This window comes from Flavobacterium limnophilum (genome assembly GCF_027111315.2).
GTDB lineage: Bacteria > Bacteroidota > Bacteroidia > Flavobacteriales > Flavobacteriaceae > Flavobacterium > Flavobacterium limnophilum.
The window spans coordinates 4310985-4337654 of record NZ_CP114289.2 but is presented as its reverse complement, the minus strand read 5'-3'; the positions used below and the strand labels follow the sequence as shown (position 1 = coordinate 4337654).

Genomic DNA, 26670 nt, shown 5'->3' with positions numbered 1-26670 from the left:
AACCCTGACTAAGTAAAATAGTCAGGGTTTTTTGTTAGCTGCATTTTCAAGGAAGATTTATTATCTCCTTAAATATTATACTTTAAAGAAAGAATCAAATATCGAGGTTGAACAGTATATTGCGAGGTTCTGGTAGAAAATTGCGAGAAACTGTCGTCGTTGATAGATTTGGTATTCAAGAGATTGGTTCCACTAATTTTATACTCGAACTTGCTATCTTTCTTTTGATAAATCAAGCTTGCACTCAAGAAATCATATTCGTTGTTTACGGTTTTTTCAGCATTGTAATAGTGGTAAAATTCATATTCCGTCACAAGTGAAAAACTATTCAGAAAGTAATAATCCAATTTGGCAAAAGGTCGGTCTGTATAGTAAACACTGTTGGCATAATCATTAATTACAATATTGTAACCCACCTCTAAATTGGGCATTTTTTTGTAATTCGTGGATGCTTTTAGCGTATAGCTTTGGGTAAAACTTTCATTGGTTGACAACACATTGTTTTGAATATTATTGAATAAAGACCAATTTAGGTTTGCCGAAAAAGAGGCTTTGTAATTCTTCAAGAAAGAGCGACCGTAAGAACCACTTCCTGATAAAGTTTCGTCTGCAAAGTCTGATGAATTATACGGCACAGAGGATTGGTTTACGCCATCGTAAAAGGCTTCCGTCTTTATGGCATCTATTCGTTTGGAATAGGTCAAAAAGGCGGATATATTTTCCATGTTAAACATATTGTATTTAAAATAACGCAACGAATGTTGACGAGCGGTTGCGTTTTCGAGTGTTCTTCTTCCTTTTCGTAGGCTATTGTAATTAGAAAAAACAAAACCTTCCGCCAATTGATTAATATCGGTAAAACTATTAGTATATGAAAAATTATAAGTCAAACTTTCAGCTTTTTTAATTTGAAAAATTGCCAATAAATCCGGTAAAACTCTGGAGAAATTTTGACTAAAATCTGTTCCTAACTGCTGATTGGTCATATTGTAACTATGGATGCTCACCCCAGGCGTAAAAGTAAATTTACCGGTCAAAATCTTGTAATGCAAGCCCAAAAAGGCATCGTTGAAATTGTAATTTACGTCATTTTTATTGGTCACATCCTCTAATTCATTAATGGATTGATTGTCCAGAATTTGATACATATTGGAATTAAAATTTTGATAAGAATAGGTATTTCCCAATGTGATATTGACATTGCTTTTTGGCGTAAGCATATAATAATAATCGACTTTAGCATCTATCTTATTGGTCTTTACAAAACGGTTTTGAGAAATATCATTCCTGTTTTGACCTGCAACATACCCCACTAAATCAAAAGGTTGCGAATTTAAATTGGCATTATAAAAAGGATCCTCTTCTTGATACAAATGCTGCATTTCGACCGCGAAAATATTTTTTTCGTTGAGCGTATAAAACAAGCTCAGGTTTTGATTTACAGAAATGGGTTCTTGCTCTTTTGTGGTATTGATAATTTCGGTTGTCGAAGTGTTATCGACAATGGATTCCCTTACCAAAGGCGCATCTTCCTGCTGTTTCGAAATCTTGGTCAAAACATCATAATCAAACTGGAAATTAGTCGATGGTTTGTAACTCGAACTGAGCTTGAACATTCCCAAATTACTTTTTTGATTGGCCAATTCTTTCTTGTTCTCCGTGGATTGAATTTCGGAAGAATTAGGTTCCAAGATATTGGTTTGCGAAAGGGTTTCTAAATCCGTAAGTGAGGAAGAAATGATTCCAAAACCGCTCAAAGTCCAAGCTTTATTAACGCTATAAGAGAAATTGGCCGCTCCAAACTGGGTTTCAATTTCCTTGGCTCGATTGTTCCTCATCAATGAAATCCCCAAATCGTTGGAAGTGACATTAAAACTGGAACCTCCTTTGGAAGCCAAACCTCTAAATCCTCCCGTCAGTTTCATGTAATCCTGGATAGTCAAGGGCAACTCCCCAATATTATTGAAATTAGTAATGAGGTTGATGCTGTATTTCGGACTATAATAAAACAATTTTGGGTTAATCAAATAGCGGCTATCCAACATTCCCAAGCCAATTCCTGCGGTCAAATCACCAAACCAGAAATTCTTTTTCCCGGATTTCAGTTTGATGTTCATCGCCACATTGTCTTGATTGTTTTCCACGCCTTTCAGAATCGAGTTTTCGTTGAAATTGCGAAGCACTTGTACTTTGTCGATGGCATCGGCTGGAATGTTTTTGACACCCAATTTGGTATCGCCGTCAAAAAAGTCTTTGCCTTCGACCATTAATTTGGTCACTTTTTTGCCTTCGACTTCTATTTCACCATCGGCATTGACTTCGACTCCCGGCAATTTTTTGAGGACATCTTCGAGTTTTCGTTCGGTTCCTGATTTAAAAGAATCGGCATTGTAAACTATGGTGTCGCCTTTGATGGAAACCGGCATTTCGCGTACAATTTCCACTCCGTCCAATTCAACTGCGCCTTCTTGCAGCGTTATATTTTTACTGACATTCACGTTAGTGGTAACGATTTCTATCTGCGTGCTTTGCATTCCCAGAAAACTCACACTGATCGTATAAGCTGTATTTATCTTCAAATCGAGAACATACCTTCCTTTATCATTTGTAATAGCATAGGAATCCATTCCTTTTGTGGCTTTGTTTACCGCCATGACGTTCACCATTTCCAAACCAACATTCTTATTATCGGTTATAACTCCTTCAATTTTCACAGTTTGGGCAAAAGAAAATGAGCCAACAAAAAACAGAGCAACTAAAATTGTATTTTTCATTTAGATTTTTTTGGATTTATGAATGAAATAGCGCTCGTTTATGGTCTTCCCATGCCACCAGGTCCACCATTACCAGGACGTCCTTGATTCATTTCCCGAAATTCTTCCATTTTTTTAATCATAATTTCATCAAATTCTTTTTGGGTAACAACCTTCCCTTTAGTTACCGCTTTTATCACTGCTTTTTCTTTTGGGTTCAACACAATTTTGGAACATAAAATAACCGTTTTTCCGTCGTTGACTTCCAATATCAATCCCGGCAATCCCCAATAGCCTTCAGGGCCTTGATTCACGGGAATTTCAGGAGTGTACCAAGCTGTTACTGCCACTTCTTTAGGCACTTCTATTTGATCCATAAAACTTGTTTTCTTGGTGGCATCGGCTGGTTTTGACGTAGTGGCATCTTCTTTTTTAGGTGCAAAATTCCTAAAATCTGTTTTGCTTACTGGTCGAATGGCTGTGGCTTTGAAACAATTATACCCTCCAATAACTCGGGTTTCGCCTTCCATTTTCCATTTTAGATTAGGTAATGAATCTTTTACCAAAAATTCTTTTCCCATAAATTCCTTGTCAACGGTATATGCTTTTTCTTTTATGTTTTTATAATAAGTTCCTCCACCTCCGGTCATGGAAGCCATCATGCGCATACCGCCATTATTTTGACCTGGGGAATCCAATTTTTCTTCCTCTTTATATATAGAAGCTACTTTGTCAAAATTAAGAATGAATGTTTTTTCGAACATTTTTTTCATCCGCTCTTCCATGTTCTTTTGCATTTCTGGCGTGATGTCTTTATTGCCTTGCATTCGGGTTTTAAAATCTGCCGTACTGGTTTTGGATTCATACACAGCCATTCCTTGAAATTCCTGTGCCATAATTCCCAAATGAACCGAGAACACTAACGCTATTGTAAAAATAATTCTAGACATATATTTATTTATTTTTTGATTTAACAAGTAAGACTATTTAAAAGTGTTTATGTTACACTTTTAAAATTAAAAAAGTAAGACATTTATTATTGTAAAAGGTTTAATCACGGTTTAACCTCTCCACAAAAAGACCTTCCATCAAAAGTAGAACTAACTCACTGGAAATGAAAATGAAATATACAAACTCCTTAAACAAATAGACGGAATGCATTTTTATACAGATGAATTTGAAAACTCGATTTGAAATTAAAAATAACCAACTCTATCAATCTTATTTTTTTGTAATTTGGTACTCTTATGAAAAGAACGTTTTTATTATTCTTCCTACTCTTTATTGCCGCCTGTTTTGGACAAGGCAAAACTTATGTCGCAACTAAACTGGATTCGACAGTACTAAGCGCAGATTATTTTCTGGGATACGATCAATTTGGTTTTTACTATTCGATAAAAAACAATGTTTTGTCTAAACAAAAAAAAGGCGAATCCTTTGAATACAAAAATATTTCGCTGGAAAAACCAACAAAAATTGACATCCAAAATCCATTAAAAATCATGTTGTTTTATGAAAATTTCAACACAATTATTCTTCTGGACAATCAATTGAGTGAAACCCAAAAAATAAATCTTTCGGAAAATGCTGTGCCAATAATGGCTACAGCAACGGGAATCGCTTCCCAAAACAGACTGTGGATTTACAATAGTTTGACTCAACAAATTGGACTTTTTGACTACTTGAAAAACACATTTCAAACAATAACACCATCCTTTCAAGGAAGTTTAAAACATCATGAATCCGATTTCAATACGTTTCAATGGATCGACAACAACCTGAATTGGTTTTCTTGTGATGTTTTTGGAAAAATCACCAATTTGGGAAGAGTTTCCGATTTCGATCAAATTCAAGCAATTACAAACCAATTGATTATCTTTTCAAAAGAAGAGAAATTATATGTTCAGGATTTGAAAAACGGCACGATTTCCCCGATTGAAAATGTGGAAAAATCATTTAAAAATTTCTGTTACAAAAACCAAATTTTGTCTATTTTTACCAACCAAGGAATTAGCAATTATAAAATCTCAATACCGTAATGCACATAGCAATAGCAGGAAACATAGGCGCTGGAAAAACGACATTAACCCGTTTGTTGGCGAAACATTTCAAATGGGAACCTCATTTTGAAGACGTGGTCGACAATCCCTACTTGGATGATTTCTATCACCAAATGGAGCGTTGGTCGTTTAATTTGCAAATTTATTTCCTCAATAGTCGTTTTCGACAAGTGATTCAAATTCGCGAAAGCGGCAAAAAAATCATTCAAGACCGAACTATTTATGAAGATGCTCATATTTTTGCCCCCAATCTTCACGCCATGGGCTTGATGACCAATCGAGATTTTCAGAACTATTCTTCGCTTTTTGAATTGATGGAATCTACGGTTAAACCACCCGATATGTTGATTTATCTGAGAAGTTCCATTCCTAATTTGGTAGGTCAAATCCACAAACGAGGTCGCGAATACGAAAACACCATTTCCATAGATTATCTCAACCGATTGAACGAGCGTTATGAAGCTTGGATTCAAACCTATACCAAGGGAAAATTATTGATTATCGACGTGGACAACATTAATTTTGTGGACAATCCCGAAGACTTGGGGATGATTATCAATAAAATCGATGCTGAATTGAACGGTTTGTTTTAGAGCAGAAACAACCTCTTTTTATTTTTTCTTACCACTATTATTCATACCTTTGAATATCAATTAATTAAAGCCTACAATAGACTTCGATTAGTTATTATTTGTATTAACCTAAATCTACAAAACGCTACTAATCATTGGTTTTTTCTGATTATTAATTTAAATCTAAAAACCATGAGTCTTACGTATTTTAAAAGCAAATTTGTTTGTGTCTTTTTAGTTTTTGCATTCCTCTTGCAAAGTTGCGCTGTCTATCAAAAAACACACGTTTCCATCGACGAAGCCGTGACTACCGAGAATAAAGTATTAATTATTAAAACCGACGACACAAAACTTAAACTTAAAAAAATTGAACAGATTGACGGAGTGTATTATGGAATTATAGATGGAGACAGGGAAATTGTAAAAGTCCCTTTAAATAAAAGCGAAATTAAAACAATTCGCATTTTAGACAAATCCACGTCTACTCTATCAACCATTGCCGTTGTGGTTGTTCCGTTGGCGCTTATCATAATTTTTGCAACAGTTGATTGGGGACCTGGTAACTTAGGCCTAGGAGAGTAATAGCACTATTTTCAAAGATTTAAAATAAATCATCCATCAAATTGATGCCGAATTGATTGATTTATTTTTACGCCAAAAACTAACTTTCTCTTTTATAATCCCAATTTATATTGTTCTGCCAATACTTGGTTTTTAAGATTATTAACTTAAATCTAAAAATTATGATTCTAAAGTATTTTAAAAGCAAGTCAGTTTGTGTTTTTTTAATTTTTGCATTTCTTCTACAAAGTTGTGCCGTTTATCAAAAAACACCAGTTTCCATTGAAGAAGCTGCAGCTACAAAAAATAAAGTGACAATTATTAATGACAACGACGCAAAACTGAAGTTTAAAAAAATCGAACAGATTGACGGAATCTATTATGGAATTACACAAGAAAATGGAAAGATTGTAAAAACTCCATTATCCGAAAGCGAAATCAAAAAAATTCGCGTTTTAGACAAATCAGCATCTACTTGGGGAACTATTGGAATTGTTACAGGCACTTTACTTGTTATAGGCATAATTATCGCCGCAATTTCATTACAAGACTTAGGTGATTTAGGAATGACCTATTAAATTAAAACATAAAAAATGCCCAGCAATTGCCGGGCATTTATAGGTTTAGTAATCAACTGTTTTTATTTCAACGCTTCCACTTTAGCTTTTACCAATTCAGTTGAACCTTCAAAAATTTCAATTTTCTTACTTCCATTTTCAATAGTGGTGACAGTGGCTTTTGACTTTCCGTTTTCCTTAATTATTTCAACTTTAATTTCTTTTTTAGATACTTTACTTGTTGGTATAAACTTGCCATTAGCATCATAATGCATCATACACATTTCTTTTTGCTCTGGGGTACAACCTTTTTCGTCACACATTTTAGCACACTCTTCTTTGGTCATAGTGGCACATTTTGATATATCACAATTACCCATCATTTCTTCTTTACAGCAAGATTTCATTTCCGTTGTAGTTGTCATTGTTTGGATTCCAGAATCACTTCCATTTCCTAAAATTGGAGCGATCACCAATCCTATCAAACAGGTTAATTTTATCAAGATATTCATAGATGGCCCAGAAGTATCCTTGAATGGATCCCCAACAGTATCTCCGGTTACAGCTGCTTTATGCGCATCAGAACCTTTGTATGTCATTTCACCATTAATCATGACACCAGCTTCGAAAGATTTCTTGGCATTGTCCCAAGCACCTCCGGCATTGTTTTGAAAAATAGCCCAAAGTACACCAGAAACGGTTACTCCAGCCATATATCCACCCAGCATTTCGGCAATTAATTGATTGTTGTGGCTGTAAACTATTTTGCCCAAAAGCACGATGGCAATAGGAAAGCCTATGGTCAAAACCCCCGGCAGCATCATTTCGCGCAAAGCGGCTTTAGTCGAAATGGCCACACATTTTCCATATTCCGGTTTTCCGGTTCCTTCCATAATTCCTGGAATTTCCTTGAACTGGCGACGCACTTCATACACCATATCCATAGCTGCTTTTCCAACAGAGTTCATTGCCAATGCAGAGAAAACCACCGGTATCATTCCGCCCACAAACAACATTGCCAAAACCGGTGCCTTGAAAATATTGATTCCGTCTATTCCGGTAAAAGTTACATAAGCAGCAAACAAAGCCAATGATGTCAATGCCGCAGAAGCGATTGCAAAACCTTTCCCGGTTGCGGCTGTAGTGTTTCCAACAGAATCTAAAATATCGGTACGAGTTCTAACTTCTTTTGGCAATTCGCTCATTTCGGCAATTCCACCAGCATTGTCCGAGATTGGTCCAAAAGCATCGATTGCCAATTGCATCGCCGTCGTGGCCATCATGGCAGAAGCAGCAAGCGCCACTCCATAGAAACCCGCTAAGGCATAGGAAGTCCAAATCGCGGCAGCAAACAACAAAACCGTTGGAAACGTGGAAATCATTCCCGTAGCCAAACCTGCAATCACATTAGTTGCAGATCCAGTACTTGATTTTTGAACGATTGACATCACTGGTTTTGTACCCAAACCGGTATAATATTCAGTAACTGACGAAATAACCGCACCAACAATTAACCCTACAATTGTTGCATAGAAAACCCTCATTGAGGAAATCTCTTGTAATCCTTCGCCAAAGAAATTCATTTTCATGCTTTCAGGCAACATATATCGAACCAAGAAGAAACAAGCCATGGCCGTTAAACCAATGGAAACCCAGTTTCCAACATTCAATGCGCCTTGTACTTGTTTTTCTTTTGCATCATTATCCGTAATTTTAACCAACATCGTTCCGATAATGGAAAATAATATCCCAAAACCAGCGATAGCCATTGGTAATAAAATAGGGCCTATTCCGCCGAAAACATCTTCGATTTTTCCGCCCATATCCTTGATAACATAATTACCCAGAACCATTGCTGCGAGAACTGTTGCTACATAAGAACCGAATAAATCGGCACCCATTCCGGCAACATCACCTACATTATCTCCCACATTGTCTGCAATTGTAGCCGGATTTCTTGGATCGTCTTCTGGAATTCCAGCTTCGACTTTACCCACTAAATCGGCTCCAACATCGGCAGCTTTTGTATAAATTCCACCACCAACACGGGCAAACAAAGCAATAGATTCTGCTCCAAGAGAAAATCCCGCCAAGGTTTCCAATACTACGGTCATATCTTCTGTCGAAGTCCAAACGCCACCCATAAAAATATTGAAAAAAAGTATAAAGAAAGAAGTCAACCCCAAAACGGCCAAACCAGCGACTCCCAATCCCATTACCGTTCCGCCACCAAAAGAAACTTTCAAAGCTTGAGGAAGACTGGTACGAGCAGCTTGCGTTGTCCTAACGTTTGTTTTTGTTGCGATTTTCATTCCCATATTTCCAGCCAAAGCCGAGAAAAAAGCCCCAAAAACAAAGGCTACAACAATCAATAAATGAGTTGAAATTCCAGGGATATAAGTAATTCCAGCCAAAACAATACTTATCACAACAACAAATCTTGCCAACAATTTATATTCCGCATTAAGAAAAGCCAAGGCTCCTTCATAAATATGTTCTGAAATCTCCTTCATCTTTCCGTCACCTGCATCTTGTTTCAAAACCCAGGCTCTTTTGAAAGCCATAAAAACCAATCCAATCAACGCCATAATTATTGGCACATAAATTATTATTGTATTCATAAATCTAATTTTTATATAATTTTTTAGCGAACAAATCTATTAAAGACATGATACAAACGTACTATAATGATATTGAAAAAACAATAATATTTTCCAATAATATTGCCATTTATTAAAAAATACTATTCAAAAAATACTCAATACCGAACGAACACCAATAATTACTTTTAATTTGACAAAACCGTCCTGTTCCATAGGCATTAATTGAGAATAATTCTTTTTATATCCAAAACAACAATTTTTCTTTTTTTAATGTTTTTATAAATTAATGCCCAAAAAAGGCAAAGCGAATGAAAACAAAAAAAGCAACACTCCGAGAAGCATTGCTTTTTTAAGACGATTAATTTTAATTTTTAAAACACTATTTTACCGGTAGCGGAAAATTTCTTGCTCGCATCAAGGCGTCAATTTTAGGATCTCGATCTCTAAAGGCTCTATAGGCATCTCCCTGATCAGTGGTGTTTCCAACACTGAAAACGGTCTCGAATAATTTTTTGGCCACGGCTTTGTCATAAGGCCCTTTTCCTTCGGTAAAAGCTTCGTAAGCATCGGCACTTATCACGTCTGCCCACAGGTAACTGTAATATCCCGAGGCATAATCATCGCTTGAAAAAACATGCGAAAATTGCGGCATTCGATGACGCATCACAATTTCTTTAGGCATATCCAATTTAGCCAATGTTTCCCGTTCAAAAACTTTTGGATCAATATCGGCATCACCTGCCAAGTGCAATTTCATGTCTATCAAAGAACTGGCAATGGCTTCTACTGACGAAAATCCTTGATTGAACTTGGATGCAGCCTGAATTCGATCGACCAATGATGAAGGTATGGGTTGATTCGTTTTATAATGCAAGGCAAATTTATTCAACACCTCTGGCGTTGCCAACCATCTTTCCAATATTTGCGAAGGAAATTCCACGTAATCCCTGGCAACATTGGTTCCGGAAAGACTCGGATATTTCACATTTGAACACAAACCGTGAAGGGCATGCCCAAATTCATGGAAAAGCGTGGTCGCATCAATCCAGGAAATCAATATGGGTTCGTTGTCATTTCCTTTTATGAAATTGCAATTATTGGACACAATCGTGATGATGTTTCCATCTAATTTTTGTTGCTCTCTATAAGCATTCATCCAGGCTCCTGAACGTTTTCCTGCTCGTGCATATGGATCAAAATACCATAAGCCAACCACCTTTCCAGATGTTTTATTGGAAACTTCCCAAACTCTGACATCGGGATGATAAATAGACACATTGGTGATTTGTTTGAAATCCAAATCGAATAATTCTCCCGCTGTCCAAAACATTCCTTCCCTCAATTTCTCCAATTGAAGGTATTGTTTTACTTCATTTTGGTCTAAATCGTATTTCTGTTTTCTGACAATTTCGGCATAATAACGATAATCCCAAGGAGCAATTTCAAAATGATTGCCTTCCGCATCCACAATTTTTTGCATGGCTGCCACATCCAAATGAACTTGGGCGACGGCAGGTTTCCAAACCTCTTCCATCAATTCCAGAGCGCGTTCGGGTGTTTTGGCCATTGTATTGGTCAAACTCCAATGAGAAAAAGTTGGGAATCCAAGTAATTTAGCTTTTTCGGCACGCAGTTTTAGTATGGTGACTAAAGTGGCATTGTTGTCGTTGGCATTTCCGTTATCGCCACGACTGACAAACATTTTAAACGCTTTTTCTCTCAAATCCCTTTTGGTGGAATAGGTCAAAAAAGGCTCTATAAAAGAACGGGTATTGGCAACACATCCCAAAACTGGAAGTTTTCTTTGTTTGGCTTGGGCAATGGCTGCGTTTTTCAATTCCTCCGGTAAACCGTCAAAATCAGATTCGGTTTTTAATTCGAGGTATTGACTGTTTTCTTCGGCAAGCAAATTCTGGTTGAATTTTGAAAAAAGTCCGGCCAGTTTTTGATTGATTTCACCCACTTTCATCTTGCTTTTATCATCCAGTTTGGCACCTTCGCGAACAAAATTATTGTAATCCAACCAAATTAATCGTTGCTGTTCTGGAGTCAGTTTTTCCTTTTCAGGAGAATTATATAATTTTTCAATTCGGAGGAAGAGTTTCTTGTTTTGATACATTTTGCTTGAAAGCCCGGCAATTTTAGGACTGATTTCAGCTTCAACAGGTCCAAATTCAGTGCTATTCATGTTCGTGCTATAAATACCGAAAATCGCATTAATACGTGTAAATGTTTTGCCCGCAAGTTCCATCGCAGCAATCGTATTGTCGAAAGTAGGCGGTTTGGGATTGTTGGCAATGGCATCCAATTCATCTAATTTTTGTTGGATGGCAAACTCAAATGCGGGTTTTAAATCGGAAATTTTATAGTCATTAAACGCCGGAACACCGCCATAAGGCCCTTCCCATTTTTTCAACAATGGATTTTCAGGATTCGTTTGTGCTTCTATAGACAATAAGGAGGTACTCATCACAAGAACGGTAATAATTTTTTTCATATAAGTGGTTTGATTTTTTTTTAATAATAACTTGTAAATCAGAATGAACATAAATCTTGATCCAGAATTTAAATCCGACTTAAAAGCCATAATTTAGCGTCAAATATAACAAAACAGATATTAATTGTTTTAAAAACAGAGTTTTTATAATACAAAATAAAATGCTAAATTTGAAACGTGTTGATTAGCTTTGAAAGGAATGATTTCAAATTTCATTCATTATTATTCAAGGATATTTGATTAACCATTGTGAAGACATTTATAATAAAACTCCATTTCATCAAATGAAATATTACAAAATAACATTCCTTTTTTTATTTATTTCCAGTATAATTAGTTGTGGCAAAAACCCTGAAAATGAGGAACACGAATTACAGCAAAAAAACGAGCCAAACTATGAGCAAGAAGCTCCCGTAAAATCTGAATCCCAAAAAAAAGACACCATTTATGAAACCCCTGAAGACAGTATAAGAGCCGTCAAAGAATCTGTTTTAAGGAAAAAAAATTACAAGAAAAGGAAACAAACAGTAGTCGATACTAAATTTACGGAATCTCCAGAGACCACAACAACACCCAACAAATCGGTAGCCAAAAAAATGACTGTTCCTTCTTTTGTTTACATCAAAAAAATATTGAACAAATGCAAAATTGGAGTACCTATGACACAAGAAGAGTTGTCAAAAAACTTTGACATTCCGGAAGAAGGAATAAAATTGGTTAAAAGCGTAACCAAAACTGCTCCTGATGAACTGGACGTCAAATGGAAATCGACTTGGCTCATCGAAAAAATGTCGGACGCCAAATTCAAAGATGGACGACTTAGAGTACGATTTGACAAAAACAAAATGTACACTTCAGGTAATGCCATTGCCATTAAATATGAAAAAAAAATGTACACTGATTTAGTCTTGATAGGACGTTCGGCATATATTCCCACAGTAAAAGGATACTATTGGCAAATTGGCAAAGACTAGATAAATGGAAGAACCCAACAGATGCGGCTGGTGCTTATCCAGTGATTTGTACAAGAAATACCACGACGAAGAATGGGGTGTTCCCGTTTATGATGACCAAAAATTATTCGAATTCTTAATCTTGGAAACTTTTCAAGCAGGATTAAGTTGGATTACCATCCTGAAAAAAAGAGAAAACTTCCGATTGGCTTTTGACGATTTCGATTATCTGAAAGTAGCCCAATATTCTGAAGACAAAATTCTGGAATTGATGCAAGATGCCGGAATTATTAGAAACCAATTGAAAATTCGTGCTGCCGTTTCGAATGCGGTTGCCTTCATGAAAGTACAAGATGAATTTCGAACTTTCAGCCAATACATCTGGAAATTCACCGGAGGAAAACCAATAGACAATAAAAGACAATCCTTGAAAGAAGTTGCCGCCACTTCCCCTCTCTCTGATGAAATCAGCAAGGATTTAAAAAAACGAGGCTTCAAATTCGTAGGTTCTACGGTAATTTACGCCCACATGCAAGCCACAGGAATGGTCAACGATCACGTGGAAAATTGCTGGAGAAAAAGTGGTCAGTAATCAGTTTTCAGTCACAGTTTTCAGCCTTCAAAAATTCCACAAATAAAATTTACAGTATTTAAACCCAAAAGTTTAAACAAAATCATTTACATTTGCTCCACACTTTAGGGGTGTCTACAAAATGTAGGCTGAGACTTTACCCTTGAACCTGATCTAGTTCATACTAGCGTAGGAAAAAGTAAGATGACTTCCGTAGTCCCATTTTTTGGGTCATTGTAGCCATTCCTAAAGTATAATTATATACTAAATTCTAAAGGAATGGAGCTTAAAATCAACAATCAAACGAAACAATTTGCCACAGACAACCTAACTGTCCAGGCACTCCTTGACTTGGAAATTCCCGAAAAACAAAACGGAATTGCCTTGGCCATCAATAATACCGTTATTCCAAAATCCGACTGGAATACCCATCTCATCAAAGAAACCGACGACATTTTAATTATTTCAGCCACTCAAGGCGGATAATTTAGTACCCAGTCGCAGTATTCAGTTTTCAGTCAGAAAACCAGACAACTTTCAAAAACAACTCAAAATAAAAATCCGTATTAATCCCTGACTTCGCTTTAGCGAATCCGTGTCATCCGTATCCAATCTAATCACAAACCAATGAACAACGAAGAAAAAATCTCGAGAACCCCGTTTCCAAATTCCAAAAAAATCTATATCGAAGGAGAAATCCATCCTATAAAAGTAGCAATGCGTGAAATTTCACTCGCAGACACTAAAATGACGAATGGCCGAATCGAAAAAAATCCACCCGTAACAGTTTATGATACTTCTGGCCCTTTCACGGATCCAAATATCGAGATTGATATTCGAAAAGGATTACCACGCATTCGCGAACAATGGATTCTGGACCGAAATGATGTAGAAGAATTAACCGAAATCTCGTCTGAATACGGAAAATCCCGTTTGAATGACGAGAAACTAAACGACTTGCGTTTTGAATATTTACACAAACCAATGCGTGCCAAAAAAGGAGCCAACGTTTCTCAATTATACTACGCCAAACAAGGCATCATCACTCCCGAAATGGAATACATTGCCATTCGCGAAAACCAACGCATCGAGCAAATAAACGCACAATCCGAAGCAATGCAATGCCAACACGCAGGTCATAGTTTTGGAGCCAATACGCCAAAATCTAAAATTACTCCAGAATTTGTTCGTAGTGAAGTAGCCAGAGGTCGTGCGATTATCCCCAACAACATCAACCACCCAGAAAGCGAACCGATGATTGTGGGACGTAACTTTTTAGTAAAAATCAACGCCAATATTGGAAACAGCGCCGTAACTTCAAGTATTGAAGAAGAAGTAGAAAAAGCCGTTTGGGCCTGTCGTTGGGGAGCTGACACTATTATGGATTTGTCCACCGGAAAAAACATTCACGAAACCAGGGAATGGATTATCCGTAATTCTCCAGTGCCAATTGGAACCGTGCCTATTTACCAAGCCTTGGAAAAAGTAAATGGAATTGCCGAAGATTTGACCTGGGAAGTATTCCGCGACACCTTGATTGAACAGGCGGAACAAGGGGTTTCTTATTTCACCATTCACGCCGGCGTTTTGCTACGTTACATTCATTTAACCGCCAACCGTGTTACTGGAATTGTTTCCCGTGGCGGTTCGATTATGGCAAAATGGTGTTTGTTTCACCACAAGGAAAACTTTCTTTACACCCATTTCGAAGAGATTTGCGAAATTATGAAACAATACGACGTTGCCTTTTCATTGGGCGACGGATTACGTCCAGGTTCTATTGCCGATGCCAATGACGCAGCACAATTCGCCGAATTAGAAACTTTGGGAGAACTGACAAAAATCGCCTGGAAACACGATGTTCAGGTATTTATTGAAGGGCCAGGTCACGTGCCAATGCACATGATCAAGGAAAATATGGACAAGCAATTGGAACATTGTGATGAAGCTCCTTTTTATACTTTAGGCCCATTAACCACAGACATTGCACCGGGTTACGACCACATTACTTCGGCCATTGGCGCTGCGATGATTGGTTGGTACGGTTGTGCGATGTTGTGTTATGTCACTCCAAAAGAACACCTTGGTTTACCAAATAAAAAAGACGTAAAAGACGGTGTCATCACTTATAAAATTGCAGCACACGCAGCTGACTTGGCCAAAGGACATCCGGGAGCACAATATCGTGACAATGCCTTGAGCAAAGCGCGTTTCGAATTCCGTTGGGAAGATCAATTCAACTTGTCATTGGATCCAGACACGGCACGTGAATTCCACGACGAAACCTTGCCGGCAGACGGTGCCAAAGTGGCTCATTTCTGCTCGATGTGTGGACCAAAATTCTGTTCGATGAAAATCTCACAGGAAATCCGCGACGTGGCCGAAGCCGAAAATGGAATGGCTGCCAAATCAGAAGAATTTATCGAACAAGGGAAAGAAATTTATATCTAAAAAAGCGGGAAGTTAGAAGTTAGAGGTGGGAAGTCAAAACTTTACTTCTAAACTCTAACTTCTTATCTCTAACTTAACTATGATAGTCATCACAAACCCAATTCCGACAACCAATGAAATCAGCACCATTCATTCTCTTTTTAAGAATGGATTGGAGTTGCTTCATATTCGAAAACCTGATTTTTCTGTAGCCGAAATGAAAGCATTCTTGTTGGAAATAAAATTAGAATTCAGGCAACAATTGGTTTTGCACAGTCATCATCAATTGGCCCCAGCATTTGGAATCAACCGGATTCATTTAACTCAAAATATCAGAAAAGAAATTTCTTCCGAAACGCTGTATTTATATAATGAGCAAGGTATTCGTTTATCAACTTCAACACATGACATTGAATCTTTTAATGACTTGAGAATCTTTTTTGAATATGGTTTTTTGAGTCCTGTTTTTTCGAGTATTTCAAAAACGAATTATGAATCTGACACGAGTTTATTTGAATCCATCAAAAACAGGACAAATTTCTCGACTCAATTGGTTGCTCTAGGAGGCATCTATTCAGAAAACATTAGTGAAACAATTGAAGCGGGATTTGACGATGTGGCACTTTTAGGCACCATTTGGAACAGCAACAATCCAATAGAAAATTTTAAACTATGTCAGCAAATCGTCCTTTCGTATTAAGTATAGCAGGCTTCGATCCTTCGGCTGGAGCAGGAGTTTTGGCAGATGTAAAAACATTCGAGCAACATCAGGTGTATGGTTTTGCCATCAATACCGGCAATACCATTCAAACCGAAATGGAGTTTTTTGAAATGCAATGGACGGAAATGGTTTTCGTCTTGAAATCATTGGAAAAATTATTCGAAAACTACGACATCAAGGCAGTCAAAATCGGAATTGTTCCATCATTGGATTATTTAAAAGAAATTATTTTTTCTATAAAAAAGCTTTCCCCAGAAACCAAAATCGTCTGGGACACCGTTTTGAAATCAACAACGGAATTCAATTTTTTAAGCATCGAAAACCAGAATTTTTTGATTGAAATATTAAAAGAATTGGATTTGATTACACCCAATTACAACGAAATTTTGAAACTCAGTTCGAATGAAATTGACACAAATTCAATTGCTGTAAAGCTTTCGAAATATTGCCCGGTTTTATTAAAAGGCGGCCATAATCCAGAAGAAATAGGCGTTGATCGTTTATACCTTAAAACCAGATTTTTTAGTCTAGCTCCAAACACCAACATTGAAATTATAGGCAAACATGGCTCGGGTTGCATATTATCATCAGCCATTACAGCCAATTTAGCATTAGATCAAGATTTAATTACAGCTTGTATCAATGCCAAAAATTATATAGAAACCTACTTACAATCAAACCTTACTAAACTAGGATACCATTATGTATAACAAATTACAATATATATCTCAAGGCGAGAGCATCGAAGAACAATTGTACAACATCCATCAAGCCTTGGACAATGGCTGCGACTGGATTCAAATGCGATTCAAGTACCAAAAACCGAAAAAAACATTCGCTTTGGCGGAAGCCATAAAGTTTTTATGCGAAGAATACCTTGCCAATTTCATCGTCAACGACAATGTAGATTTAGCCAAAAATTTTGATGCTGACGGTGTTCACCTTGGACTTTCAGATATGGGTGTTGCAGAAGCAAGAGAAATTTTGGGTAAAACCAAAATCATTGGAGCAACTGCAAATACGTTGGAAGACATAATCCGCCAAGTAAATTATGGTTGTGATTACATTGGCTTAGGCCCTTTTCAATATACAAAAACCAAAAATAATTTAAGTCCAATTCTCGGACTTGAAGGTTACCAATCCATAATTAGCAAACTGAAAGAGCAACAAATTCAAATTCCCATTTACGCCATTGGTGGTATTACATTAGAAAATGTCGATGATTTAATGACAACCGGTGTTCACGGGATCGCAGTTTCGGGAATCATTACCAAAAGTGACCAAAAAAATAAACTCATTACTGAACTTAACGAAAAATTATATGGCAACTTCTTTATTTAAAATAGGAGACAAAACCTTCGAATCACGCTTGTTTTTGGGAACAGGAAAATTCGGTTCCAATCAACAAATGGAAGAAGCTGTTTTAGCCTCAGGAAGCGAATTGGTTACGGTAGCACTAAAACGCGTCGATTTAGAAACCGAAACCGATGCTATTTTAGCGCACCTCAAACATCCGCGAATTAATTTATTGCCCAATACTTCGGGCGCAAGAAATGCCAAAGAAGCTGTTTTTGCTGCGCAATTAGCTAGGGAAGCATTAGAAACCAATTGGCTGAAACTGGAAATTCATCCTGATCCAAAATACTTGATGCCCGATGCAATAGAAACTTTAAGAGCGACAGAAGAACTGGCTAAATTAGGATTTATCGTTTTGCCTTACATTCACGCCGACCCTGTTTTATGCAAACGCTTGGAAGACGCAGGAACATCGGCCGTGATGCCTTTGGGGTCTCCAATTGGCAGCAACAAAGGATTGAAAACCATCGATTTTTTGGAAATTATCATCGAACAATCTAAAGTTCCTGTAGTTATCGATGCCGGAATTGGCTCGCCATCCGATGCCGCAAAAGCGATGGAATTGGGTGCGGATGCGGTTTTAGTCAACACGGCGATTGCCGTTGCCGGAAATCCAAAACTGATGGCCGAAGCTTTTAAGGAAGCCGTGATTGCAGGACGAAAAGCCTATGAAGCCAAACTAGGACAACAATATAAACAAGCAGTGGCTTCTAGTCCTTTGACGGCATTTTTATATGAGTAATTTCCTTAACCACAAAGACACGAAGAAGGCACAAAGTTCACCAAGACTTTGTGGACTTTGTATTTAAGCCTTCTAAACAAAATGACATGAACACATTTAAATCGGTTTTTAAACAATACGACTGGGACATAATTCAAACCAAGATTTACCAAACTTCTGCACAGGAAGTCGAAACTGCTTTGTCAAAAAACAAACGTAATCTGGATGATTTTCTGGCTTTGATTTCGCCTGCTGCCCAAGCTTATTTGGAACAAATGGCGCAAATCAGCCACGAATTGACCAAAAAACGCTTTGGCAAAACCATCCAAATGTATGCACCTTTATATTTGAGCAACGAATGCCAAAACATTTGCACCTATTGCGGTTTTAGTCTAGACAACAAAATCAAGAGAAAAACTCTTACCGAAAGTGAAATCACATTGGAAGTTGAAGCCTTGAAAAAAGCAGGATTTGACCACGTTTTATTGGTAACTGGCGAGGCCAATTACAGCGTAAACATTGATTATTTCTTGAAATCGGTGGCTCAAATAAAAAACGATTTTTCGACAATTTCCGTGGAAGTGCAACCTTTGTCAACCGAAGAATACAAACAATTGCACGCTGCCGGAGTTTATTCGGTTTTGGTGTATCAGGAAACCTATCACCGAGATGTGTACAAACAATACCATACCAAAGGTAAAAAATCCAATTTCGACTTTCGGTTGGAAACTCCAGATCGGGTTGGAACCGCAGGAATTCATAAAATAGGTCTGGGAGTTTTATTGGGATTGGAAGATTGGCGAACCGACAGTTTTTTCAACGCCCTTCATTTGGATTACCTGCAAAAAACCTATTGGCAAACCAAATACACGGTTTCTTTCCCTCGATTGCGTCCCGCCGAAGGAGTCATTAAACCCAACTTTATTATGGACGATAAAGACTTGGCACAACTCATTTGCGCCTATCGTTTGTGGAATGAAGATTTGGAGATTTCATTGTCCACCCGTGAAAACGAAAAATTCCGTGACAATATAATTCAGTTGGGAATTACCAGTATGAGTGCCGGATCCAAAACCAATCCTGGTGGTTATGTGGTGGATCCACAATCTTTGGAACAATTTGAAATCAGTGATGAACGTTCCGCTTCGGAAATTGCGACACTTATTTCGAGTTGCGGATACGAACCCGTTTGGAAAGATTGGGATAGAAATTTTGATTTTAGATTTTAGATTAACGATTTTAGATTGCAGATGTAATGAGCAAGATACAAGAATTTTTACGATACAACCGACAAATGATGTTGCCTGAAATAGGTGATTCAGGGCAAGAAAAACTCAAAAAAGCCAAGGTTTTGGTTATTGGCGCAGGCGGTTTGGGCTGTCCTATTTTGCAATACATTGCCACGGCAGGAGTTGGAACTATTGGAATTGCTGATTTTGACAAAATCGAATTGCACAACTTACATCGTCAAATTTTATATACCGAAAATCAAGTTGGAAAACCCAAAGCCACCACAGCAAAATCGGTTTTAGAAGGCTTGAATCCTTTGACTAGTGTAATCGCTTTTGAAGAAAAACTGACTATTGAAAATGCAGTACAAATCATCCAAGATTTTGACGTGGTCGTGGATGGATGCGATAATTTTGCTACCCGTTATTTAGTGAATGATACTTGTGTGGCTTTAGGCAAATCATTGGTTTACGGAAGCATTTTGAAGTATGAAGGACAACTGGCCGTTTTCAATCATAAGGGAAGCAAAAATCTTCGTGATTTATTTCCAGAACCACCCAATCCGAAAGATGTTCCGAATTGCAATTTAAATGGAGTGATGGGAACGCTTCCGGGAATTATTGGCACGATGATGGCACACGAAACCTTGAAATTGATAATGGATTTGCCAATATTAGAAAACGAATTGATACTTTTCAATACCTTGGATTGGAGTTTCAACAAACTTAAATTTTAGAAGCTCAAACTATCGCCAACAGCAATTGTTCCTTCATTCAAACAGAATATGTTGGCACCAAAAAGAACGTTGTTGTTTGAAGTTCGATAGGTGCTCAATGTTTTTAATGGTTCTTTCAACATAATACCAGTCATTGGATTGTTGTTGACCATCACGCATCTGCCACAGGGTTTGGCGTTTTGGAATTTCACGTTTCCTATTTGGAAAGTAGTAAATAAATCCTCCTCGTGTGGAATTTTGGTACTAATGACAATATTCGGCCTGAATCTTTGAATCGTTATTTTTTCTTCCAATTTTTCGTTTAATGAATCCAAACTTTCGGAACCAATCAACAAATAAGGATAACCATCGGCCAAACTAACATTCAGGGTTTGGTTGAGTCGAGAACTATTGTGTTTTCTATCGCCTTTGTTGAGAATTTTAACTAATTTACAACTAAAGCCAAGTCTTTTACTAAACCATTTTGATGTCGCTTTGTTGACTTCAACCACTTTGCTTTCATCATCCCAAACCTTTGAGAAAATAGGTTCATTTAAGCTTTCGCCAATAAAAAAATCGTGAATCGAATCTTGAAAGGAAATCTCGATTTTATCTTCTTTGATTTTTGGATAAAACTGACTCAATTTAGAATATTCTCGTTGGGTTATAAATTGATTTTCTTCGTCAATCAGCATCCATCTTCGGTCGTTTTCGAAACCCATTTCTTCTGCTTTGGCACATTGAACAGGAATTCCTGCCAAGCTTTTGATTGGGTAGATATATAATTCCTTTACAACGTAATTCATAATCATATACTTTTTAGAATTTCCATAAAATCAGTTCTATCAATTTCGCGACAGCCTAAACTTTCGAGATGTTCATTATAAACTTGGCAATCCAAAACTTTGTAATTTTCCTTTTTTAATTGGTTGACCAAAGCTATAAAAGCCACTTTTGAAGCATTCGAAACCTTGGAAAACATACTTTCTCCGCAGAAAACATGTCCCAAATCGACACCATACAGACCGCCAACCAATTCATCGTTTTGCCAAACTTCCACCGATTTTGCAATTGCTAATTCATTCAATTTGCAATAGGCTTCAATCATGTCGTTTGTTATCCAAGTTCCGTTTTGACCATCGCGTTTTATTTTTTGACAATTCGAAATGACTTCCCTGAAGTTCTGGTTGAAAGTGACCTTGAAAACATTTCGATTCAAGATATTTCGCATACTTTTTGAAACCACCAATTCATCCAAAAACAAAACCATTCTTGGATTTGGTGACCACCAAAATATGGGTTCGCCTTGTTCAAACCAAGGAAATATTCCGCTTTTGTAAGCCAATAGCAATCGCTCTGGAGACAAATCACCGCCAATGGCCAGAATCCCATCGGAATCGGCATTGGAAACGGGAGGAAAAAATAATTCTTTGGATAAAAAATACATGGTTAGGAACAAAAGTATAAATTTGGCAAAGCTAATTTACACTTTAAAATTCAATCCCAAAACTTTTATAAATTCCATGAAAACCAAACTCATTTCTCTCTTCTTTTTATTATTGGTTTTTATGGTAAATGCACAAACGAAAGACACCATTCCTGCAATAAAAAAAGAGGACAAAATCTCGTGTAAACAATTTATCGCTCCAGCTGCGCTGATAACAGCCGGAACATTGCTTTTGAACACCGCTCTTAATGATGATTTGCAATCAAACGCCAACCGTTTTTTTGGAGAAGATTTCCAGACAACTGCAGACAATTTCCTACCTTTTGTTCCCGTGGCGCAAATTTATTTGGGAAAATCTTTTGGATTCAAACCGAAAAACGATTTCAAACAGCAAACCATCAATATTGCGATTGCCAATACCATGGCAGTATCGGCAACCGAAATTTTGAAACGCAGCGTTAAAAAAGAAAGACCCGATCATTCGGACAATTTGAGTTTTCCTTCCGGCCATACGGCCATCGCTTTTACGAATGCCGCTCTTTTATATTACGAGTACAAAGATTCGAATTTATGGTATGCCGGCAGCGGTTTTTTGTTTGCCACGGCAACGGGAATCCTAAGAATTGCCAACAACAGGCATTACACTTCCGATGTTCTTGCCGGAGCTGGAATCGGATTGGCATCGGGATTGATTGTTTCGTATTGGAATCCGTTTCAGTCGGTAAGTTTTGGAAAGAAGAAAAAAACAACGGCTTTTGTTTATCCACAAATTGGAAGCCAAATTGGGATGGGAGCACTAATTCAACTGAATTAATTTCACGAAAGTCCAAAAAAAATCCTTGAAAAATTTCAAGGATTTTACAACTATTTTTTAGAACGGCAAATCGTCCGGTTCTTCTTCGTTTAGGCTTGTTGCCGGCGGAAATGCAGCTGCAGCTGGCATTGGTGGCGCTTGTACTGGTGCTTCTGCTTGCGCTTTTGCAATTCTCCATCCTTGGATCGTGTTAAAATAAACGGTTTCTCCCTGCGGGTTTGTCCATTCGCGACCTCTTAGATTAATGTCGATTTTCACGGCATCACCCACTTGGTAATTATTCAACAAATCACATTTGTCTTGAACAAACTGAACCAAAATATGTTGTGGATATTGTTCGTCTGTTGTAACAACAACATCTCTTTTTTTGAAACCTGCAGATCCAACCTCTTTGGTTTGATCGATCATTTTGATTTTTCCTGTAACTTCCATCTTAATTTTATTTATTTATATTGTTGTTATTCGGTTCTATTTTATTGATATTGAGCAAACTCATTAGGCGAAAAAACTTCCTTTTCAATAAATTTTGGTTTACAAATATATCATTTTCTTCATTATCAGACAAACAATTAACAGGGTCTAATTTTAAAAAATCATTATACGGAAAGGCCTTTTTATTCCATCAAAATCATAAATATTTGGAGCTTAACCAAAGTGTAAAAATAAGAACCAGATAATTTCGTTATATTTATGCCACAAAAATCAATTTATGCAGTTTTCCAAAAGTAGAAACACCACCCGTTGGGTCATCATTTTTGCCTCTTTTTTAATTATTTCGTTGATACTTTGGAATACCTACACTTTTTTCCAAATTTTCAAACACGAGGAAAGGTTGAAAATGAACCTTTGGGCCAATGCTCAAAAAACCCTCATCAACGCCGGTGAAACAACCGATTTGGAACTTCCACTTGAAATTTTCAAGAACAACACCACCATTCCGATAATCCTGACCGAGAACGACAGCATCATCAACACGGTCAACATTGACGAGGAAATTGTAAAGAACAAGAAAAAAGCCAAAGACTTTTTGTCTGGTTTAAAAAGCGAAAACGACCCCATCGTCATTGAATATGTGCCGGGAAAATTTCAATATTTGTATTATGGAGATTCGGCTTTGCTGAACAAACTAAAGTATTATCCCGTTGCTTTGCTGCTCATCATTGTGCTATTTGCAGGATTGGTTTATAATTTCTACCGAAGCACCAAAATGGCAACCCAAAACAAACTTTGGGCAGGAATGGCCAAGGAAACGGCACACCAAATAGGCACTCCGCTTTCGTCCTTGATTGGCTGGGTCGAAATCCTGAAAGCCGATGACGTGGAAGAATCCACGATTGCCGAAATCGAGAAAGACATCGACCGACTGCAAACCATCACGGAACGTTTTTCGAAAATTGGTTCGGAACCCAAATTGGAAAACAAAGACATTATCGAGGAAACCCAAAAATCATACGATTATTTGCAATCCCGATTCTCCAAACAAGTGGAGTTTTCTTTTAATGCTCCTAAAGAACCCATCATGGTTTTGATGAATCCCACTTTGCACAGTTGGACGATAGAAAATTTAGTAAAAAACGCCATCGACGCCATGAAAGGAAGGGGGAAATTAGCTTTGGAAGTAATCCAAGATGGTAATTTGGTAAAAATAAACGTTTCGGATACAGGTAACGGGATTCCCAAAAAACAATTCAAAAGCGTGTTTGAACCCGGATTTACCACCAAAAAACGTGGTTGGGGTTTGGGTCTTTCGCTGACCAAAAGAATTGTCGAAGAATACCACAAAGGAACCATAAAAGTACTGAATTCCGAGATTGGAAAAGGAACGACGATGCAAGTGAGTTTTAAAAAAAGTAAATTAATTTAAGGGAACTCCAAACCAAGACACTTTCGAAAACATCGTTTTGCGAACTAATTTACTCTTGCTTAAATAATTATTCACAAATTCAAGATGCGTTTCAGATTGAACTATTGCATCGGCAATTGATTTTTTTAAAGAGCTGACGCTGTTTGCATTTTCGCTGCCCATAGAACCTATTCTAAAAAGAGATTCTTGGCATTTTTCTAACTTTTGAATTGGATTTTGAATTTTCGACTTGATTTCATCATCCGGTAAAATGGGTTTGAATTTATTATTTCGATAATATATAAAATCATTCAACTCACTAATGGCTTCGTTATATAGGTTTACAATCGCATTGTATTTGGCTCCATTTTCGTTTTCTCTTTGCGTGTTCCATGACGTTTTTGAATACGTATAAGCTTGTGCAATCAATTGGTTTTTTATTCCGTTTTTTTCGATTCTTTGAGCTGATTCAAAAAGCTGGTCGATTTTAGGCAGTGCTTCATATTTCTTTATTTCGCTTTCAAAATCGAAGTTCTTTTTTGTTTTGTTGATTTGGATTTTACCATCAATAAATTCTTGGTTGGTAATTGGATTATTGACAAACTGCCATAAATAATCGAATGGCATGTGCGAATTTATCATTTTTGAAGGTGCTACTTTAAAGTAACCATTGTTGATTTTTCGAGTATATTTATTATTATTCACGTAGCCTGAACCCCATGTTGGGTCAAACAAATACCATTTATTTTCTATTTTTGCGGCGCACCAAGCATGTGCCAAGGTGGCTACTTTTCCGTCTTGCTTCGTGTAACCTTCAACAACAACCGCTTTTATTCCCACTAAATTGGCTATTTCATTAAAAATTATGGCATAGTCACCACAAATTCCTTTTCTGGTTTTAAATGTTTTTGTGATTCTGTCTTGGGGAGTTTCTGTAATATTGACTGCAAACATATTAGCAACATCATAGCTAATGTTTGATGCCGTCCAATAAAAAACAGCGCGAATTTTATCGTTTTCTGTTTTGAAATTGGCATTGATATATTTGGCAATTGTCTCGGTAGAATTAGTGGGATTGACTGGAATAGCAGTCATTTTAGCATCGACTAAAGTGTATCCGACATTGGCTTGACCAAAACTTAACAGCGAGAAAAAGAAAGAAATTAGTAAATAAATGTTTTTCATATTACAGGATAAATCATAAATTAAAAGGGAATGGATTTTCACCCATTCCCTTTCTAAACGAAAACTATACCAATTTATTCATAAACCATTATAAATTGGCTTGAATTTTTTTGGCCAAGGCTTCAAATTCTTCCTTGGTCAAACTTACTTTGTGCTTGAATGTCATTTCTCCCATTTCGTTCAAGGGAATCAGGTGAATATGGGCGTGGGGAACTTCAAGTCCAATCACCGCCATTCCAATTCTATTGCATGGAATTGTTTTTTCCAATGCAACGGCAATTTTTTTGGAAAACTGCATCAATCCAAGATACAAATCGTCTTCGATATCAAACAATTTGTCGATTTCCTTTTTCGGCACACACAAAGTATGTCCTTTTGCATTTGGATTGATATCCAAAAAGGCAAAGAAATTTTCGTCCTCGGCTATTTTGTAGCAGGGAATTTCTCCGTTGATGATTTTGGTAAAAATACTTGACATTGTTGAAAAGGTTAATTGTTTATTTGGTTAATCGGTTAATCGAATAAATAATTAACCTATTACCCTTTTTAATCTCTTGAAACTTCCAAGATTTCAAATTTCAAAACGCCGTTTGGCACCATGATTTCGGCTACTTCTCCAACGGATTTCCCCAGCAAACCTCTACCAATTGGTGAAGTCACGGAGATTTTTCCTGTTTTAAGATCGGCTTCACTTTCGGCAACAAGGGTGTATTTCATTTCCATCCCATTGGCTTGGTTCTTGATTTTCACGTTCGACAACACCAAGACTTTGGATATGTCCAATTGTGTTTCGTCAATCAATCTGGCGTTGGAATGTACTTCTTCCAGTTTGGCAATTCTCATTTCCAACATTCCTTGTGCTTCCTTGGCGGCATCGTATTCGGCATTCTCGGATAAATCTCCTTTATCTCTTGCTTCAGCTATATCTGCAGATGCTTTTGGACGCATCACGCTCTTTAAATAGTCTAATTCTTCTCTTAATTTTTTTAATCCTTCTGCGGTGTAATAAGATACTGTGCTCATAATTTCATCATTTATATAAAATAGAAAAAATCCCATCAGGACGGGATTTCTTTCCACA

At 37.1% G+C, this 26670-nt stretch carries 26 protein-coding genes and 1 riboswitch; of the genes, 16 read left to right on the top strand and 10 right to left on the bottom strand.

What is annotated here, in order from left to right; all coding sequences use genetic code 11:
- Positions 1-68: 68 nt before the first annotated feature.
- Together OZP13_RS17975 and OZP13_RS17970 are read right to left on the bottom strand one after the other, a co-directional pair.
- Positions 69-2774 carry a carboxypeptidase-like regulatory domain-containing protein gene (locus OZP13_RS17975; RefSeq protein WP_281298110.1) on the bottom strand — a complete coding sequence of 902 codons (2706 nt, stop codon included), beginning with the start codon at positions 2772-2774 and terminating at the stop codon, positions 69-71.
- Positions 2775-2812: 38 nt separating this feature from the next.
- The gene (locus OZP13_RS17970) at positions 2813-3703 is read right to left on the bottom strand and encodes a GLPGLI family protein (protein WP_281298109.1); all 891 of its coding nucleotides are present in this window, start codon (positions 3701-3703) and stop codon (positions 2813-2815) included.
- A gap of 297 nt (positions 3704-4000) precedes the next feature.
- Between OZP13_RS17970 and OZP13_RS17965 the strand changes: the two genes are divergently transcribed.
- From OZP13_RS17965 to OZP13_RS17950, 4 genes are all read left to right on the top strand, one after another.
- Complete coding sequence (locus OZP13_RS17965; protein ID WP_281298108.1) at positions 4001-4792, top strand: hypothetical protein; 792 nt, start codon at positions 4001-4003, stop codon at positions 4790-4792.
- The gene (locus tag OZP13_RS17960) at positions 4792-5406 is read left to right on the top strand and encodes a deoxynucleoside kinase (RefSeq protein ID WP_281298107.1); all 615 of its coding nucleotides are present in this window, start codon (positions 4792-4794) and stop codon (positions 5404-5406) included. The genes OZP13_RS17965 and OZP13_RS17960 overlap by 1 nt, the downstream gene beginning before the upstream one ends.
- Positions 5407-5577: 171 nt before the next feature.
- Positions 5578-5967, top strand: coding sequence for a hypothetical protein (locus tag OZP13_RS17955; protein WP_281298106.1), 390 nt, complete (start codon positions 5578-5580; stop codon positions 5965-5967).
- Between the two features lie 161 nt (positions 5968-6128).
- Positions 6129-6524 carry a hypothetical protein gene (locus OZP13_RS17950; protein WP_281298105.1) on the top strand — a complete coding sequence of 132 codons (396 nt, stop codon included), beginning with the start codon at positions 6129-6131 and terminating at the stop codon, positions 6522-6524.
- Positions 6525-6586: 62 nt separating this feature from the next.
- Here OZP13_RS17950 and OZP13_RS17945 read toward each other — a convergent pair whose 3' ends face one another.
- The gene (locus tag OZP13_RS17945; RefSeq protein WP_281298104.1) at positions 6587-9124 is read right to left on the bottom strand and encodes a sodium-translocating pyrophosphatase; all 2538 of its coding nucleotides are present in this window, start codon (positions 9122-9124) and stop codon (positions 6587-6589) included.
- A gap of 361 nt (positions 9125-9485) precedes the next feature.
- Entirely contained in the window at positions 9486-11603 is a 2118-nt protein-coding gene (locus tag OZP13_RS17940; RefSeq protein ID WP_281298103.1) for a M3 family metallopeptidase, read from the bottom strand.
- Between the two features lie 284 nt (positions 11604-11887).
- On the opposite strand from OZP13_RS17940, the gene OZP13_RS17935 reads away from it, so the two are divergent.
- The 10 genes from OZP13_RS17935 to OZP13_RS17890 all read left to right on the top strand — a co-directional run bounded on the left by OZP13_RS17935 (position 11888) and on the right by OZP13_RS17890 (position 20321).
- The gene (locus OZP13_RS17935; RefSeq protein ID WP_281298102.1) at positions 11888-12577 is read left to right on the top strand and encodes a hypothetical protein; all 690 of its coding nucleotides are present in this window, start codon (positions 11888-11890) and stop codon (positions 12575-12577) included.
- A 4-nt stretch (positions 12578-12581) separates the two neighbouring features.
- A complete protein-coding gene (locus OZP13_RS17930; protein WP_281298101.1) occupies positions 12582-13148 on the top strand; it encodes a DNA-3-methyladenine glycosylase I in 567 nt (188 codons plus the stop codon).
- 96 nt (positions 13149-13244) lie between these two features.
- Positions 13245-13340, top strand: a riboswitch (TPP riboswitch).
- A 66-nt stretch (positions 13341-13406) separates the two neighbouring features.
- Positions 13407-13613, top strand: coding sequence for a sulfur carrier protein ThiS (thiS, locus tag OZP13_RS17925; protein ID WP_269241503.1), 207 nt, complete (start codon positions 13407-13409; stop codon positions 13611-13613).
- A gap of 141 nt (positions 13614-13754) precedes the next feature.
- Positions 13755-15578, top strand: coding sequence for a phosphomethylpyrimidine synthase ThiC (thiC, locus tag OZP13_RS17920; protein WP_281298100.1), 1824 nt, complete (start codon positions 13755-13757; stop codon positions 15576-15578).
- Between the two features lie 79 nt (positions 15579-15657).
- Positions 15658-16257, top strand: coding sequence for a thiamine phosphate synthase (locus OZP13_RS17915; protein WP_269241502.1), 600 nt, complete (start codon positions 15658-15660; stop codon positions 16255-16257).
- Complete coding sequence (locus tag OZP13_RS17910) at positions 16230-16988, top strand: hydroxymethylpyrimidine/phosphomethylpyrimidine kinase (protein ID WP_269241501.1); 759 nt, start codon at positions 16230-16232, stop codon at positions 16986-16988. The genes OZP13_RS17915 and OZP13_RS17910 overlap by 28 nt, the downstream gene beginning before the upstream one ends.
- The gene (locus OZP13_RS17905; RefSeq protein WP_281298099.1) at positions 16981-17619 is read left to right on the top strand and encodes a thiamine phosphate synthase; all 639 of its coding nucleotides are present in this window, start codon (positions 16981-16983) and stop codon (positions 17617-17619) included. Before OZP13_RS17910 ends, OZP13_RS17905 begins: the two co-directional genes overlap by 8 nt.
- The gene (locus OZP13_RS17900) at positions 17600-18376 is read left to right on the top strand and encodes a thiazole synthase (protein WP_269241500.1); all 777 of its coding nucleotides are present in this window, start codon (positions 17600-17602) and stop codon (positions 18374-18376) included. The genes OZP13_RS17905 and OZP13_RS17900 overlap by 20 nt, the downstream gene beginning before the upstream one ends.
- An 86-nt stretch (positions 18377-18462) precedes the next feature.
- Positions 18463-19584 carry a 2-iminoacetate synthase ThiH gene (thiH, locus tag OZP13_RS17895; protein ID WP_269241498.1) on the top strand — a complete coding sequence of 374 codons (1122 nt, stop codon included), beginning with the start codon at positions 18463-18465 and terminating at the stop codon, positions 19582-19584.
- 26 nt (positions 19585-19610) lie between these two features.
- Positions 19611-20321, top strand: coding sequence for a HesA/MoeB/ThiF family protein (locus tag OZP13_RS17890; protein WP_269241496.1), 711 nt, complete (start codon positions 19611-19613; stop codon positions 20319-20321).
- Here the strand turns inward: OZP13_RS17890 and OZP13_RS17885 are convergent.
- Both OZP13_RS17885 and aat read right to left on the bottom strand, forming a co-directional pair.
- Positions 20318-21106, bottom strand: a complete 789-nt coding sequence (locus OZP13_RS17885) for an MOSC domain-containing protein (RefSeq protein WP_269241495.1) — start codon at positions 21104-21106, stop codon at positions 20318-20320. The genes OZP13_RS17890 and OZP13_RS17885 overlap by 4 nt on opposite strands.
- Before the next feature lie 2 nt (positions 21107-21108).
- Entirely contained in the window at positions 21109-21747 is a 639-nt protein-coding gene (aat, locus tag OZP13_RS17880) for a leucyl/phenylalanyl-tRNA--protein transferase (protein WP_269241494.1), read from the bottom strand.
- A gap of 76 nt (positions 21748-21823) precedes the next feature.
- Between aat and OZP13_RS17875 the strand changes: the two genes are divergently transcribed.
- Entirely contained in the window at positions 21824-22561 is a 738-nt protein-coding gene (locus tag OZP13_RS17875; protein WP_281298098.1) for a phosphatase PAP2 family protein, read from the top strand.
- Positions 22562-22618: 57 nt separating this feature from the next.
- Here OZP13_RS17875 and OZP13_RS17870 read toward each other — a convergent pair whose 3' ends face one another.
- Positions 22619-22993, bottom strand: coding sequence for a DUF3127 domain-containing protein (locus OZP13_RS17870; RefSeq protein ID WP_281298097.1), 375 nt, complete (start codon positions 22991-22993; stop codon positions 22619-22621).
- Between the two features lie 277 nt (positions 22994-23270).
- On the opposite strand from OZP13_RS17870, the gene OZP13_RS17865 reads away from it, so the two are divergent.
- Positions 23271-24425 carry a sensor histidine kinase gene (locus tag OZP13_RS17865; RefSeq protein WP_281298096.1) on the top strand — a complete coding sequence of 385 codons (1155 nt, stop codon included), beginning with the start codon at positions 23271-23273 and terminating at the stop codon, positions 24423-24425.
- On the opposite strand, the gene OZP13_RS17860 is transcribed toward OZP13_RS17865, so the two are convergent.
- The 3 genes from OZP13_RS17860 to greA all read right to left on the bottom strand — a co-directional run bounded on the left by OZP13_RS17860 (position 24417) and on the right by greA (position 26612).
- Positions 24417-25589: a transglutaminase domain-containing protein gene (locus tag OZP13_RS17860; RefSeq protein WP_281298095.1), complete on the bottom strand. Its 1173-nt coding sequence runs from the start codon at positions 25587-25589 to the stop codon at positions 24417-24419. The genes OZP13_RS17865 and OZP13_RS17860 overlap by 9 nt on opposite strands.
- An 88-nt stretch (positions 25590-25677) precedes the next feature.
- The gene (locus tag OZP13_RS17855) at positions 25678-26067 is read right to left on the bottom strand and encodes an HIT family protein (protein WP_281298094.1); all 390 of its coding nucleotides are present in this window, start codon (positions 26065-26067) and stop codon (positions 25678-25680) included.
- Between the two features lie 68 nt (positions 26068-26135).
- A complete protein-coding gene (gene greA / locus OZP13_RS17850) occupies positions 26136-26612 on the bottom strand; it encodes a transcription elongation factor GreA (protein WP_269241489.1) in 477 nt (158 codons plus the stop codon).
- Positions 26613-26670: the final 58 nt, after the last annotated feature.